Consider the following 13,379-nt stretch of genomic DNA (forward strand, 5'->3'; position numbering starts at 1 on the left):
CGACGCGCTTAAGCGACTGTAAAGAAGCCGCCGCCCAGGTTGTGACGGGTGCGGGGCGCCGAGATCGTGTCGGCATGACAGTCGTCCAGCAGAAGAGCAGCGAGCGCCGCGTGGTGGCGAACGTCCTGCGCGGGTCAGTCGGAAACTTGATCGAGTGGTACGACTGGTACGCCTACACCGCGTTCAGCATCTACTTCGCGTCCGCGTTCTTCCCCAAGGGCGACCAGACCGCGCAGTGGCTCAACACCGCCGCCGTGTTCGCGGTCGGCTTCCTGATGCGCCCGCTCGGCGGCTGGTTGCTGGGCCGCTACGCCGACCGCCACGGCCGCCGGGCCGCGCTGACCCTCTCGGTCACGTTGATGGCATTCGGCTCGTTGCTGATCGCTCTGACGCCGTCGTACGGCACGATCGGGGTCGCGGCACCGGTGCTGCTGGTCCTCGCCCGGTTGTTGCAGGGGTTGTCCGTCGGCGGCGAGTACTCGACCTCCGCGACCTATCTGTCCGAAGTGGCCTCGCCGCGCAAGCGCGGGTTCTACTCCAGCTTCCAGTACGTGACGCTCACAGCCGGCCAGCTGATCGCGCTCGGTGTGCAGATCGTGCTGCAGCAGTTCCTGTCCAAGGCCGAGATGACGTCGTGGGGCTGGCGGATCGCGTTCGTCATCGGCGCGACCGGCGCGATCATCGTGATGTGGCTGCGGCGCGGCATGGACGAGTCGGAGAACTTCGAGCGGCAGAAGGAGAACGCGCCGAAGGGCACGTTGCGCGCGTTGCTGCGCCACCCCAGGGAGTGCCTGCTGGTCGTGGGGCTGACGCTCGGCGGCACGGTCGCGTTCTACACCTTCACGACCTACCTGCAGAAGTTCATGGTCAACACCAGCAAGATCGACGCGGCCACCGTGAGCTGGATCAACTTCGCCGCACTGCTCGTCTTCGTGGTGCTGCAACCGGTCGCGGGCGCGTTGTCCGACCGGATCGGCCGCCGGCCGTTGCTGCTCGGCTTCGGTGTGCTCGGCACGCTGGCGACGGTGCCGTTGCTGACGGTGCTCGGGAAGACGTCGGCGCCGTTCCCGGCGTTCCTGCTGATGCTCGGCGGCCTGGTGATCGTCACCGGCTACACGTCGATCAACGCGATCGTGAAGGCCGAGCTGTTCCCGACCAACATCCGCGCGCTCGGCGTCGGCCTGCCCTACGCGCTGACCGTCGCGATCTTCGGTGGCACGGCCGAGTTCGTGGCGCTGTGGTTCAAGCAGGCGGGCATGGAGTCGGTGTTCTTCTACTACGTGGCGGGCTGCGTGCTGATCTCGTTGCTGGTCTACGGGTTCATGCGGGAGACCTCGAAGGACTCGGTCCTCGACCGCCACTGACGAGCCACGCGGAGGGTGGTCATGCGCGACCACCCTCCGCCTCCCCCCTGGCTTTTCTCAGCAGCGCAGGCTGGTGGTGGCGTCCTCCCAGTAGTCGCCGGCCACCGACTGCACGGCACCCCTGGCGAACGTGCACTCGGTCAGCGTGTTCGCGCCGGTGGACCACGCCTCCTGCGCGCCCGTGCGGCTGCTGAACGAGTCACGCGCCTGCTGGCCGTCCTTCGTCCAGACGCCCACGAAGATCGTCCAGTCGCGCGGGTGCGCGGCGACCCACGAGTCCCACACGTAGGTGTAGGCCCAGTTCTTGTTGCAGCCCTTGAACTGCTTGACCGACGCGATGGTCGTCGTGCCGAGCTTGACGTACGCGGTCGAGCCGATCTGGGTGACTCCGCTCGGGCAGGCCGGGTTGCGTTCGGCCTGTGCCGTGCCGGTAAAGGTCATGGCGAGGGCGGCGGCCGCGAGCACGGCGGCACCGATCTTCTTCAGCACGTCAGCAGCGCTCCTCGGTCGAACCGTGCGCGTCATAGCCCGAACCGAAGACATCACCGGCGGCGTACGTGCAGACGTTCAGCGTGTTCGCGCCGCGCGACCACAGCTCCTGCGACCTGCCGTCGTGGCCGTTGTAGTCGACCGCGCCGTCGCTGGAGCGGGTCCAGATGCCCGCGCGGATGTGGTTGGTCGGGTGCTTGGCGTGCCACGCGTCCCAGATGTAGACGTACGCCCAGTTCTTGTCGCAGCCCTTGAACTGCTTGAGCGAGGCCACGGTCTCCGAGCCGTGCTTGAGCAGCTTCGTCGCGCCGATCTGCGTGACGCCGCTCGGGCAGGCCGGGTTGCGCTCGGCGTGCGCCGTGCCGGTGAAGGTCATCGCGAGGGCGGCAGCCGCCAGCACGGCGGCACCGATCTTCTTCTGCATGGCCAGGACACTCGGGCACACCGGTTATGCGGCGGTAAATCACACCGGGCTGAGGCCCAGCGACGCCGCGAGGGCGGTGGCCAGGTGCACGGGTGCGCGGTCGGTCGTGTGGCGGATCTGGGTGCGGCAGCTGAACCCGTCGGCGAGCACGAGCGCGGTCTCGTCGTCCCGCAGCGCCGGCAGCAGCTCCTGCTCGGCGCACGCGATCGACACGTCGTAATGGCCCTGTTCGAACCCGAAGTTGCCGGCCAGGCCGCAGCAGCCCTCGACGACCCTGGGCCGCAGCCCGGCCTTCGCCAGCGCGGCGCGGTCCGGTTCGAAGCCCAGCTCCGCGTACTGGTGGCAGTGGGTCTGCACGACGGCCGCGCGGTCGCCGGGCAGGTCCGGCAGCCGCGGTGCGACGTGCTCGGCGAACGTGCGCGTGGCGTCGGCGAGCGCGCGCACCTCCCTGGTGGTCGAGAGCTTGGGGGCTTCGGCCCTGAGGAACGCCGTGCAGCTCGGTTCCAGGCCGATCACCGGGACGCCCCGGCTCGTCCACGGGTACAGCGCGCGTGCGGTGCGTTCCACGACCCGGCGCGCCTTCGGCAGCTGGCCGGTCGAGTGCCACGTCAGTCCACAGCAGACGTTCGCGTTCGGCAGCTCGACCCGGTTTCCCAGGTGTGCCAGCACGTTCGCCGCGTCGATGCCGATGCCGGGCTCGAAGAAGTTCGTGAACGTGTCGGGGAACAGCAGCACCGGCTCGCCCTCGCCGAGCGGGCGCAGCCGACGGACCAGGGGAGTGGTGGGCGTGGGCAGCTCGCGTTCCGGGGTGAGACCCGCGAACCGGCCGAACCGCGCGGTGAACCGGTTGACCAGGCCGAACCTCAGCCACGTCGGCAGCCAGCCCATGGCGTAGTGCGACCGCGGGCGGAGCCGGCCCCGGTAGTGCTCGTGCAGGAACTCGGCCTTGTAGCTCGCCATGTCGACGTCGACCGGGCAGTCGCGTTTGCAGCCCTTGCAGCCCAGGCAGAGGTCCAGCGCCTCGGCGACCTCGGGCGAGCGCCAGCCGCCCTTGACCACGTCACCGTTGAGCATCTCGAACAGCAGGTGCGCGCGGCCGCGGGTGGAGTGCTTCTCCTCCCTGGTGACGCGGTAGCTCGGGCACATCACGCCGCCCCTGGTGTTCAGGCACTTGCCGACACCGACACAGCGGCGGGTGTCGCTCGCGAACTCCGCGCGGGTGGGGATGCGCGGTGGTGCGACGAGGATCCTGAGGTCGTCGTCGAGCTTGCGCGGCTGCACGATCCGGCCGGGGTTGAGCAGGTTCGACGGGTCGAACGCGTGCTTGAACTCCTGGAACGCCCTGATCGCCGCCGGCGGGTACATGCGGCTGAGCAGCTCGGACCGCGCCTGGCCGTCGCCGTGCTCGCCGGACAGGCTGCCGCCGTGGCTGACGACCAGGTCGGCGGCGTCCTCCAGGAACTCGCGGTAGCCGCGCGCGAGGTCGAAGTCGATGCGGACGTGCAGACAGCCCTCGCCGAAGTGGCCGTAGGTGATGCCACGACGGCCATGGCGAGCCAGCAGCCGGTCGAACTCGCGCAGGTAGGCGCCGAGCCGTTCGGGCGGCACGGCGGCGTCCTCCCAGCCCGACCACGCCTCGCCGCCGTCGGGCATGCGGGTGGCGAGCCCGGCGCCGTCCTCGCGGATCCGCCACAGCGCCCGCTGCTGCGCCGGGTCGTGGACGATCATCGAGTTCTTGACGGTCCTTGCGACGCGTTCGGGGTGGTCCTCGACCTCGACGAACAGCCAGCTGCGGCCCTCCGGCAGGTCGGGACGGGTGCGGACGCTGCGCGCGAGCGCATCGTCGATGCCCTCGACGGCGAGCGCGCCCTCGATCTGGGTGACGTGGTCGGCGGCGGCGTAGGTGTCCGCGAACCCGAGCACGACGAGGACACGCCGTTCCGGGCGCCGGACCAGCTTCAGCTCCGCACCCAGCAGCACCACGCAGGTGCCCTCGGTGCCGACGAGCTGCTGGGTGAGCGTCGGGGCGTCCAGCGCGTAGCCGCTGACCCGGCGGCTGAGCGCCGGGAACCACGCCGGGTCGTGGGTGGGCAGCCGCAGCTCCGGCGGGCAGGTCGTGCCGAACCTGCGGCCGTCGACCGTGAGCACGTCGAGGTTCGTGACGTTCTCGCTGGTCTTGCCCCATTTCACCGAGTGCGCGCCGCACGCGTTGTTGCCGATCATCCCGCCGATCGTGCAGCGCGAGTGCGTCGACGGGTCGGGGCCGAAGAGGTACGCGCCGGCCCGCGCGTTGACCTCGTCCAGCACGGCACCCGGCTGCACGAGCGCGCGGTCGCCGGAGACCTCGACGGCGGTCAGGTAGCGGCTGAAGTCGAGCACCAGGCCGGTGCCGCACGCGTTGCCCGCGACGGACGTTCCCGCGCCGCGGCTCGTGATCGGGACGCGGTGCTCCGCGGCCAGCCCGACGGCGGCGACGACGGCGTCCGTCGTGCGTGGACGGACGACCACCCGCGGCACGTGCCGGTAGTTCGACGCGTCCGCCGAGTACAGGGCGCGGCTCGCGGGGTCGTCGAGCACGTCGCCGTCGACGTGGCGGCGGAGTTGATCGAGGAAGGCCCGCATGACCCGATCATGCCCCGATCTCGGCCGCCGGGGTGTGAGGTTGCCCCGCCGATGCCGGGCTACCTGTGGGTAGCCGATAGCCTCACCCGGTCAACCAGCAGCGATTCTCAGGAGAGCTAGTGAGTCGGTCCGTTCTGGTCACCGGAGGCAATCGCGGCATCGGCCTCGCCATCGCGCAGGCGTTCGCGGCGCAGGGCGACAAGGTCGCCGTCACGCACCGCGGCTCCGGCGCTCCCGAGGGTCTGCTCGGTGTGAAGTGCGACGTGACCAACGCCGAGGAGATCGACGCGGCGTTCACCGAGGTCGAGGCCGCGCACGGTCCGGTCGAGGTGCTCGTCTGCAACGCCGGCATCACCCAGGACACGCTGCTGCTGCGCATGAGCGAGGAGCAGTTCACCGGCGTCCTCGACGCGAACCTCACCGGCGCGTTCCGCTTCGCCCAGCGCGCCTCGCGCGGCATGCTGCGCAAGAAGTTCGGCCGCATCGTCTTCATCTCCTCGGTCGTCGGCCTCACCGGTGGCGCCGGCCAGGTCAACTACGCCGCGTCCAAGGCGGGCATGGTCGGCATGGCGCGCTCGATCGCGCTGGAGCTCGGGTCGCGCAACATCACCGCGAACGTCGTCTCGCCCGGCTTCATCACCACCGACATGACCGCCGAGCTGCCCGAGGCGGTCCGCGAGGCCGCGCTGAAGCAGATCCCGGCCGGCCGCTACGGCGCCGCCGACGAGATCGCGCGCGCGGTGACGTTCCTCGCGGCGGACGAGGCCGGCTACATCAACGGTGCCGTGCTGCCGGTCGACGGCGGCCTCGGCATGGGCCACTGACGTTCTTCGTTCTCTTCTTTCTGCGAAAGGGTTGGATCAAGTGACCGGACTGCTCGAAGGCAAGCGGCTGCTGATCACCGGTGTGATCACCGACGCGTCGATCGCCTTCCACGTCGCACGCGTCGCCCAGGAACAGGGCGCCGAGGTCGTGCTGACCGGGTTCGGCCGGATGAGCCTCGTGCAGCGCATCGCCCAGCGCCTGCCCAAGCCCGCGCCCGTGGTCGAGCTCGACGTGCAGAACCAGGAGCACCTCGACACGCTGGCCGACCGCGTGCGTGAGCACGTCGACGGCCTCGACGGCGTCGTGCACGCCATCGGCTTCGCCCCGCAGAGCTGCCTCGGCGCGCCGTTCATGGACGCGCCGTGGGAGGACGTCTCCGTCGCGATGCACGTCTCGGCGTACTCGTACAAGGCGCTCGTGCAGGCCGTCCGCCCGATGCTGTCGCACGGCTCGTCGGTCGTCGGCCTCGACTTCGACGCCCGTCAGGCGTGGCCCGCCTACAACTGGATGGGTGCCGCGAAGGCGGCGTTCGAGTCGATCAACCGCTACATGGCGCGCGACCTCGGCCCGGACGGCATCCGCGTGAACCTGATCTCCGCGGGCCCGGTGCGCACCATGGCCGCGAAGTCCATCCCCGGCTTCTCCGAGCTCGAGAAGATGTGGGGCGAGAAGGCTCCGCTGTCGTGGGACGTGGACGACCCGACGCCGGTCGCGAAGTCCGTCTGCGGCCTGCTGTCGGACTGGTTCCCGGCCACCACGGGATCGATGGTGTTCGTCGACGGCGGCGTGCACTTCCTCGGTCTCTGACGTCACAGGTGTTCGTCATGTGAGGCGATCGGGCGTCTGATTGGATGGAGCGGTGAGTTTCGATGCGCTGCTCTGGCTGTCGTTCGGCGGCCCAGAAGGTCCACAGGACGTCCGTCCCTTCCTGGAGAACGTGGTGCGCGGACGTGGCGTGCCGCCGGAGCGGCTGGACGAGGTCGAGGCCCACTACCAGCACTTCGGCGGCGTGTCGCCGATCAACCGCCTGAACCTCGAAGCCATCGAGGCCGTGCGCGCCACGGGCTTCGAGCTGCCGATCTACTTCGGCAACCGCAACTGGCACCCGATGGTCGAGGACACCGTCGCGCAGATGAAGGCCGACGGCGTGCGCCGGGCGCTGGTGTTCCCGACGAGCGCCTACGGCGGCTACTCCGCCTGCCGTCAGTACGACGAGGACATCCTGCGCGCGCTGGCGGCCGTGCCGGACGGCCCCGAACTGGTGAAGCTGCGCCAGTTCTTCGACCACCCGCTGTTCATCTCGGCGTTCGCCGACGGCGTTCGTGCCGCTGCCGCCTCCCTGACCGGTCCGCACCGGCTGGTGTTCACCGCGCACTCGGTGCCGGTGTCCGCCGACAAGGCCGCCGGACCGCCGTCCGAGGGCGGCCACCGGTACTCCCGCCAGGTCGTCGAGGCGTCCCGGCTGGTCGCCGCCGAGCTGGGCGTCACCGAGTACGACGTGGTGTGGCAGTCGCGGTCCGGCCCTCCGCAGATCCCGTGGCTGGAGCCGGACATCGTCGACCACGTCGACGCGCTGCACGCCAAGGGCGTGACCGGCGTGGTGGTGTGCCCGATCGGGTTCGTCTCCGACCACCTCGAGGTCGTGTGGGACCTCGACACCGAGGCCCGCGACCGCGCCACCGAGCTGGGCATGGAGTTCGCCCGCGCGGCCACCCCGAACGGCGACCCGCGCTTCGCCGAGCTCGTGGTGGAGCTGGTGGCCGAGCACACGTCCGGCGCACCGGCCCGCAAGCTGTCGTCCTTCACGGCAGCCGGCTGCACGGTGAACGGCGCCCCGTGCGCGCCGTTGTGCTGCGAACCGGCGAAGAGGCCGGCCAGGGCCTAGACAGGGTTTTCGGCGGGCGCGAGACCAACCTCGCGCCCGCTCCCTCAGCGCCCTTGGAGTGCCGCCGTCAGCCGTTCCTCGGCGTCGGACGGCAGCGCGCCGTCGTGGTCGATGGCGTACTGGACCACGCCGCGGAACTCGTCGCTGAACCGCGAGTAGTACGGCGTGATCGGACGTAATCGCGCGTTCTCGATGGCTTTCAGCAACGTGCGCGCGTACGGGTGCTCGGTCGCGATGCGGCTGTCTTGGTAGACGATGCCTCTCGTGGCCGCCAGCCCGCCGCGCTCGAACAGCAGCTGCTGGCTGCGCGGCCCGGTCAGGAACTCGATCAACGCCTGCGCGGCCCGCGGCTTGCTGGACTTGCTGGAGATCGCGAGGTTCTGCCCGCCCAGCACACTCGGTCCCGGCAGCTGCGCCACCGTGAAGTCCAGCCGCGGCCGCCCCTCCGACTCCGCCTGGTTGCCCGTCAGCACCCGGTGCGCGAGCGGCCAGTTGCGCATGAACACGACCTTCCCGTCCCGGAACGCCTGCGTGCTCAACGGCTCGTTCTCCACCCGCGCGTCCTGCAGCACGATCGGCTTGTCACCCTTGAGCCCGTCCGCGAGCCACCGGAGCGCACGCCGGGTGCGGTCGTTGTCGATGACGACCTTGCCGTTCTCGTCGACCACGTTGCCCTTCTCGGCCCAGATCAGCTCCAGCGCGTTGACCGTCATCCCCTCGTAGTCGGCGAACTGCCCCGTGTAGCCGGCCTGCAACCGCGCGTCCTGCGCCGCCCGCAACGTCCTGGTCGCCGTGGTCGTGATGTCCTCCAGCTCCAGCGGCGCCTCCTGGACGAGGTCCTTGCGGTAGAACAGCAACCCGGCGTCGGTGTTGAACGGCAACGCCCACAGCACGTTCTGGTACCGGCAGCTCTCCAGCGGCTGCTTCAGGAACCCGCTGGTGTCCACACCGGACAACGGCCGCAGATACCCCGACTGCGCGAACTCCGCCGTCCACATCACGTCGAGGTTGTAAACGTCCGCGTTCTCACTCTTCTCCTTCGCCCGCGCCACCATCTCGCTGCGCTGCCCGTCGGCCTCCGTCGACAGCTCGACGATCTCCGCCGGGTGCTCGGGGTGCTCGGCGTTCCACTGGTTGATGAGCGCCCGCCGCTGCCCGTCGCTCTGGTCCCGGCCGGACAGCACGACCAGCTTGCCCTTCTCCCACGCCGTCGACTCGCGGAACAGGGGCTGCACGCCGTTGGTGAACAGGATGGTCAGCACGATGCCGACCGCCATGCCCATCGCGAGCCAGGAACGGTTCGCCCAGACCACACCGGGCGGACCCAGGCGGGGTAGTGCGGTCCAGACCCGTCTCGGCCAGTTCACCTGGGACCTCCTCGGTGGGTGGGGGACGGTGCGGTTCGGGTGCGGGACGACGCGCCTCGGGCGTGGCGGCCCAGGGTGGTCGGCGCGGTGGTGATGCGGGTGGGGCGGTGGCCGCTGGTGCCCGCCGACGTGCCGGTGCCCGCCGACGCGCCGGTGGTGGCGGCTGCGGTGGTGCGGTCGCCGAGTGTCGTGACCGCACTGGTGTGGTGCCAACAGCGTTGGCTGTGGCGGAGTGGTGGCCGAGGGCGTTCGCCGCGTCAGCGGACCGGCCGAGCGTCGTGACAGCGGTGGTGTGGCTGCCGCCGGCGGTGACCGCGGCGGTGTCGCTGCCGAGCGCCGTGACTGCGGCGGTGTAGGCCGTGGCCGCGTGGTGGGGGAGGGCGTTGACTGCGGCAGCAGGGCGAGCGAGCGCCGTGACCGCGCCAGCGGCGTGCCTGAGCGCTGTGACTGCGTCAGCGGGGTGCCTGTGGGCGCCGACTGCGTCAGCGGGGCGACCGAACGCCGTGAGCGCGTCAGCGGGATGGCCGAGGCCGGTGACTGCGTGGCGGCCAGGCGCCGTGACCGCGCCAGCAGGGCGGCCGAGGGCGCCGGGTCGGCCTGAAGCGGCCCCCACGTCGGTGCGGCGGCTGCCGGGGCGTGCACCCGCCGAGGTCCGGCAGGTGCCGCTGGCCGACAGGGATCCGGCCCGGTCGCCAGACAAGCGTGCCACCGGCACCGGTCCCAGCGTCCGGCCCCGAGCGGGCGTCGCGACCTCGCGCCCCGACCGCTGCCCCAGAGCATCCCCCGAGAAGGCGAAAACCCTTCGGCGACAACGTTTGCGGCCCTGCGTGAGCGTCCCTCGACAGCATCGTTCGGGAGCGCGGCCGAGTACTTTCGGGCGACAACGTTTGCGTGCCTGAGAAAACGTCCGACCGCAGCGCTGGCAGGCGCGGCCGAGCACTCCCTGGCGACAACGTTTGCGTGACTGGGCGAACCTCCGTTCGCAGGCGTGGGCGGGCGTCCCTGGCCCACAGCGTTCGCGGGCGGGCGGGGCGGCGGGCACCCGCCGCCGACAACGTTTGCGCGGCCGCGCGGGAGTGGAGCGCGTGGGTGTCATGAGGTGTCGCCCCAGACCTTGCGGAAGAGGGCGGCCAGGTCGTCGCCGAGTGTGTCCATAGTGGAGTCGTGGCATTCGCCGCCGGATGCGTCGGTGATCGTGGTGAGGGCGTGGGCGGCGCAGCTGGCGTCGCCGACCGCGACGATGAAGACGCGGACCGGGTGGTCGTGCAGGGCGGCGGCCACGTCGGCGCGGGTCTGGGGGCTGGTGGTGTCCTCGCCGTCGGTGAGGGCGATGACCGCGCTGATGTGCTCGGCGTCGTCGGCGCCGATGCGGGTGGCGCTGTCGAGGATGGCCTGGTGCAGTGGGGTGCCGCCGTTCGGGGTGACGGTGCCCAGGGCGGTGGTGGCGGCGTCGCGGTCGCGGCGGCCCAGCGGGATCAGGGGGCGGACCTCGGTGCCGCTGAAGACGGAGAGGCCGTAGGTGTCGCGGGCGCCCATCTGGGTCAGGGCCTTGCGGACGCCGTCGACGGCCACGGTGAAGCGGGACTCGCCGGTCGCGGTCTGCTCGGTCATGGAGCCGGACGCGTCGAGGGTGAGCCAGATGCGACCGTCGCGTTTGGCCTGGTCGTACTTCCGCTCGAACGCCGACCACTCGGTGGCGGCGGGTGCGGCCTCCTCGTGGTCGAGGATGGCGGCGGCCTGAACGCCGTACTCCTCGCGGAACTCCGAGCCCGCCGTCTGTTTCGAGGGACGCAGGCCGGCCGCGTTGAGCGCGGTCATGCCCTCCTGCGTCGCGAGCCACGACTGGAACTCCCGCGCCGGTGCGCGCGCGGCGTGGTTGGACGCGTCCGGGGTGTCCCACTCGACCAGGTTCAGCGGGTAGTCGGCGCGGTAGGTGTCCGACGGGTACAGAGCGGTCAGGCACGGCTTTTGCGTGCACGCCGTCTTGTTGTACCGCAGCAGGACCTGCTCGGTCGTGATCAGCGCCGCGCCCGGCCGCAGCTGCGTGCTCTCCTCCAGCTGGCGTTCGACCACCGCCGGGGCCAGCGCCGAGTACAGCGCGTAGGTGGCGAGCCGGCCCTCCACCGCGGTCAGCGGGTTCGGGCGGCCGATCGCCACACCGGTGCCGTGCACCTTCACCAGCAGCTCGCCCCACGGCTCCGCCGAGCTCGACACGACGTCGCGGGCCGTGTCGACCGGCACCGCCAGCACGACCGGCGACCACGCGACGGACTCGCCCTGCCGCACCCGCACCGCCGAGCCGATGCCGTCCGTGCGGCGCACCACCTCCTCGGTCTCGGTCGTGGAGTCGGGCAGCCACACGTCCGGGTGCGGGCCGACCTCCCGCAGGGCCTGCGACGACCACGACGAGCGCAACGCGATCGCACCCCTGTTGCCCGGCGCCGCGTACACGTACAGCCGCGCCGTGCGGCAGCCGTGGTGCGCACCGGCCGTGTGCTGCTCGAACCGCCGCGCCACGTCCTGGATCGCCGGCAGGGCGGCCTGCGAGGTGAGCACGCGCACCTCGGTCGGCTGGGGGCACCCGAGCAGCAGCACCCGGCCGTAGGCGACCACCGGCGGCGCGGCCAGCGCCACCACCACACCGGCGACCGCCAGCACCGCGGTGAACACCACCCAGCGCAACCGGATCCGCTTGACCAGCGCGTACAGCCCGTCGATGGCGGTCGCGGACCCGACGAGCAGGCCGGTGCCGATGGCGTAGAGCACCCACGACTGCCAGGTCGCGAGCGATCCGGTCGCCGCCTCGGCCAGCAGGTGCCCGGCGACCGCCGCCAGCATGACCGCACCGGCGTACCTCGGTGCCGGGCTCGACCGTCGTTGGTCGACATCGTCCATGCGGTTTCCCTCCCCGTCCGAACTGTAGGAGGGGGTACCGACAGTTCCGGGGGAGTTGCCGGTTCAGGCCGCGTTACCGGGCCAGAACCACTCGTTTGGGTCAGTGCACGCGGCAGAACCGCAGTTCACGACCGCTTTCAGTGCCGCCCGGCACCCGAGTCCGCGAGCACGCGCACCGCTTCGTCCACCGCGGCGCACCGCGCGCGCCGCACCGCTTCGGACACCGGTCGCAACGCCTCGGTCCGCGCTGCCATCGCCGACGCCGACACCGCGCCACCCGGCGAGTCCGACCGGGCGACGGACACGATCGCGTCCACCTCGGCGGCCCGCTGCAGCACCCGCAGCGAGCGCGGCGGCATCGCGTCCGGCCAGGGCAGCACCGAGTTCGCGGCGGCCAGGTCCGCGATCTCCTTGCGCACGTTCGGCCGGTGCTTGGCCACGTCCAGCGCAGCCAGTGCCGCGGTCGCCTCGCGCAGCGCCGCACCCAGTCCCTGCTCGGCCTCGCCGATCGGGATGTGCTCCAGGCCGTTGGACGAGGCCAGGTCGAACACGGTCCAGCGCATCACGCCGTCCGCGACGATCTTCGGCACCAGCCCCACGTGCACGGACGGGATCACGAGCGCCTCACCGGAGCGCAGCGCGCACGTCGCGAGCGGGCCCTTGCCGCCCAGCCCGCGCACGTCGCCGGGCACCGGCAGGACCAGCCGCGCCGAGGTCGCACCCGCGCGCCGCAACGCGGCCAGCAGCAGGGCGGGCCCCACGGGGGCCTCGTCGGGACCGGGGAGGTCGAGCGCCGTGGCGGTGCCGTCGTCGTCGGCCACCACCTCGTGCTGCTCGGCCCACGTGTGCAGGGCGTCGAGGACGTCGTCGGAGGCGGCCAGACCGTGCAGCCATCCCGACGTCCACACGACCAGCGTGGCACTCGCACAGGACACGCCGACGAGATTACGTGGCCCGGCGCCCGCCGCCCCACCCGGTGTCTCGGATCGGGCACACCTACTTCGCGGGCCCGATGTGCTGTTCGAGCAGCGCCCGGAACGACTCGGTGTCCTGCGTGGACGCGAACGCCCGGTGCGGCACCGACAGCGACGCCGAACCCTCGTCCAGCGTCTCCAGCACGAACCCCTGCCGCGTCTCGGTCCAGCCGGGCAGCTCGGCCCAGTCGAGCTCCTCGCGCACGGCGTTGCCGACGGCCATCCGGAACGACTGGTCGTCCGCGCTGCCGACCACGGTCCGGCTGATCATCTCGTCCGACGAGAAGCGCCACCACACCGCGACCGGCTCCATGAAACCGATCACCAGCGCGCACACCAGGCCGAAGACCGCCGCGGGCACCATGTCGTCGTAGAAGAACAGCAAGACCAGCGAGAGGCCGCCGAGCGCGACCGCGAACCACGGCGCCCACCGGAACATCGGCACCATCGTGCGCAGGCTGGCCCGCCAGTCCGCGGGCGACGGGGCCCACCTGAAATCGACACAGTTGCTCATATCGCCCCGCATTCTCCTGC

At 71.3% G+C, this 13,379-nt stretch carries 13 protein-coding genes; 6 read left to right on the plus strand and 7 right to left on the minus strand.

Translation table 11 applies throughout. The features are described 5' to 3' along the window. The first annotated feature begins 74 nt into the window (after window positions 1-74). Window positions 75-1,364 (plus strand): MFS transporter, encoded by a 1,290-nt coding sequence (locus tag ADL03_RS11960; RefSeq protein WP_053733437.1) that lies wholly within the window; start codon window positions 75-77, stop codon window positions 1,362-1,364. A 57-nt stretch (window positions 1,365-1,421) separates the two neighbouring features. On the opposite strand, the gene ADL03_RS11965 is transcribed toward ADL03_RS11960, so the two are convergent. From ADL03_RS11965 to ADL03_RS11975, 3 genes are read right to left on the minus strand one after another with little or no spacing between them, the layout of a single operon-like run. Beyond that, window positions 1,422-1,853: a hypothetical protein gene (locus tag ADL03_RS11965; protein WP_053733438.1), complete on the minus strand. Its 432-nt coding sequence runs from the start codon at window positions 1,851-1,853 to the stop codon at window positions 1,422-1,424. Window position 1,854: 1 nt separating this feature from the next. Beyond that, window positions 1,855-2,277, minus strand: a complete 423-nt coding sequence (locus ADL03_RS11970; protein WP_053733439.1) for a hypothetical protein — start codon at window positions 2,275-2,277, stop codon at window positions 1,855-1,857. 39 nt (window positions 2,278-2,316) lie between these two features. Further along, window positions 2,317-4,899 carry an FAD-binding and (Fe-S)-binding domain-containing protein gene (locus ADL03_RS11975; protein WP_053733440.1) on the minus strand — a complete coding sequence of 861 codons (2,583 nt, stop codon included), beginning with the start codon at window positions 4,897-4,899 and terminating at the stop codon, window positions 2,317-2,319. Between the two features lie 119 nt (window positions 4,900-5,018). Between ADL03_RS11975 and fabG the strand changes: the two genes are divergently transcribed. From fabG to ADL03_RS11990, 3 genes are read left to right on the plus strand one after another with little or no spacing between them, the layout of a single operon-like run. Beyond that, window positions 5,019-5,723: a beta-ketoacyl-ACP reductase gene (fabG, locus tag ADL03_RS11980; RefSeq protein WP_053733441.1), complete on the plus strand. Its 705-nt coding sequence runs from the start codon at window positions 5,019-5,021 to the stop codon at window positions 5,721-5,723. Window positions 5,724-5,763: 40 nt separating this feature from the next. After that, window positions 5,764-6,531, plus strand: a complete 768-nt coding sequence (gene fabI, locus ADL03_RS11985) for an enoyl-ACP reductase FabI (RefSeq protein WP_053733442.1) — start codon at window positions 5,764-5,766, stop codon at window positions 6,529-6,531. 52 nt (window positions 6,532-6,583) lie between these two features. Continuing rightward, on the plus strand, window positions 6,584-7,609 hold the full coding sequence (locus ADL03_RS11990) for a ferrochelatase (RefSeq protein ID WP_053733443.1): 1,026 nt from the start codon (window positions 6,584-6,586) through the stop codon (window positions 7,607-7,609). 44 nt (window positions 7,610-7,653) lie between these two features. Here the strand turns inward: ADL03_RS11990 and ADL03_RS11995 are convergent, their stop codons facing one another. Then, window positions 7,654-8,976: an extracellular solute-binding protein gene (locus ADL03_RS11995; protein ID WP_157528501.1), complete on the minus strand. Its 1,323-nt coding sequence runs from the start codon at window positions 8,974-8,976 to the stop codon at window positions 7,654-7,656. Window positions 8,977-9,182: 206 nt separating this feature from the next. Here ADL03_RS11995 and ADL03_RS46845 point away from each other — a divergent pair, with 206 nt between their 5' ends. Continuing rightward, entirely contained in the window at window positions 9,183-9,332 is a 150-nt protein-coding gene (locus tag ADL03_RS46845) for a hypothetical protein (protein WP_157528503.1), read from the plus strand. A 110-nt stretch (window positions 9,333-9,442) separates the two neighbouring features. Further along, window positions 9,443-9,577, plus strand: a complete 135-nt coding sequence (locus tag ADL03_RS50185; RefSeq protein WP_255353353.1) for a hypothetical protein — start codon at window positions 9,443-9,445, stop codon at window positions 9,575-9,577. Window positions 9,578-10,068: 491 nt separating this feature from the next. Here the strand turns inward: ADL03_RS50185 and ADL03_RS12005 are convergent, their stop codons facing one another. The 3 genes from ADL03_RS12005 to ADL03_RS12015 form a co-directional block, all read right to left on the minus strand. Continuing rightward, a complete protein-coding gene (locus ADL03_RS12005) occupies window positions 10,069-11,871 on the minus strand; it encodes a VWA domain-containing protein (protein ID WP_053733446.1) in 1,803 nt (600 codons plus the stop codon). A gap of 137 nt (window positions 11,872-12,008) precedes the next feature. Next, complete coding sequence (locus ADL03_RS12010; RefSeq protein ID WP_053733447.1) at window positions 12,009-12,806, minus strand: hypothetical protein; 798 nt, start codon at window positions 12,804-12,806, stop codon at window positions 12,009-12,011. A gap of 61 nt (window positions 12,807-12,867) precedes the next feature. Continuing rightward, window positions 12,868-13,293, minus strand: coding sequence for a YcxB family protein (locus ADL03_RS12015; protein ID WP_157528505.1), 426 nt, complete (start codon window positions 13,291-13,293; stop codon window positions 12,868-12,870). Between the last annotated feature and the right edge of the window lie 86 nt (window positions 13,294-13,379).

The organism is Nocardia sp. NRRL S-836 (assembly GCF_001279525.1).
In the GTDB taxonomy this organism is placed as follows: domain Bacteria; phylum Actinomycetota; class Actinomycetes; order Mycobacteriales; family Pseudonocardiaceae; genus Lentzea.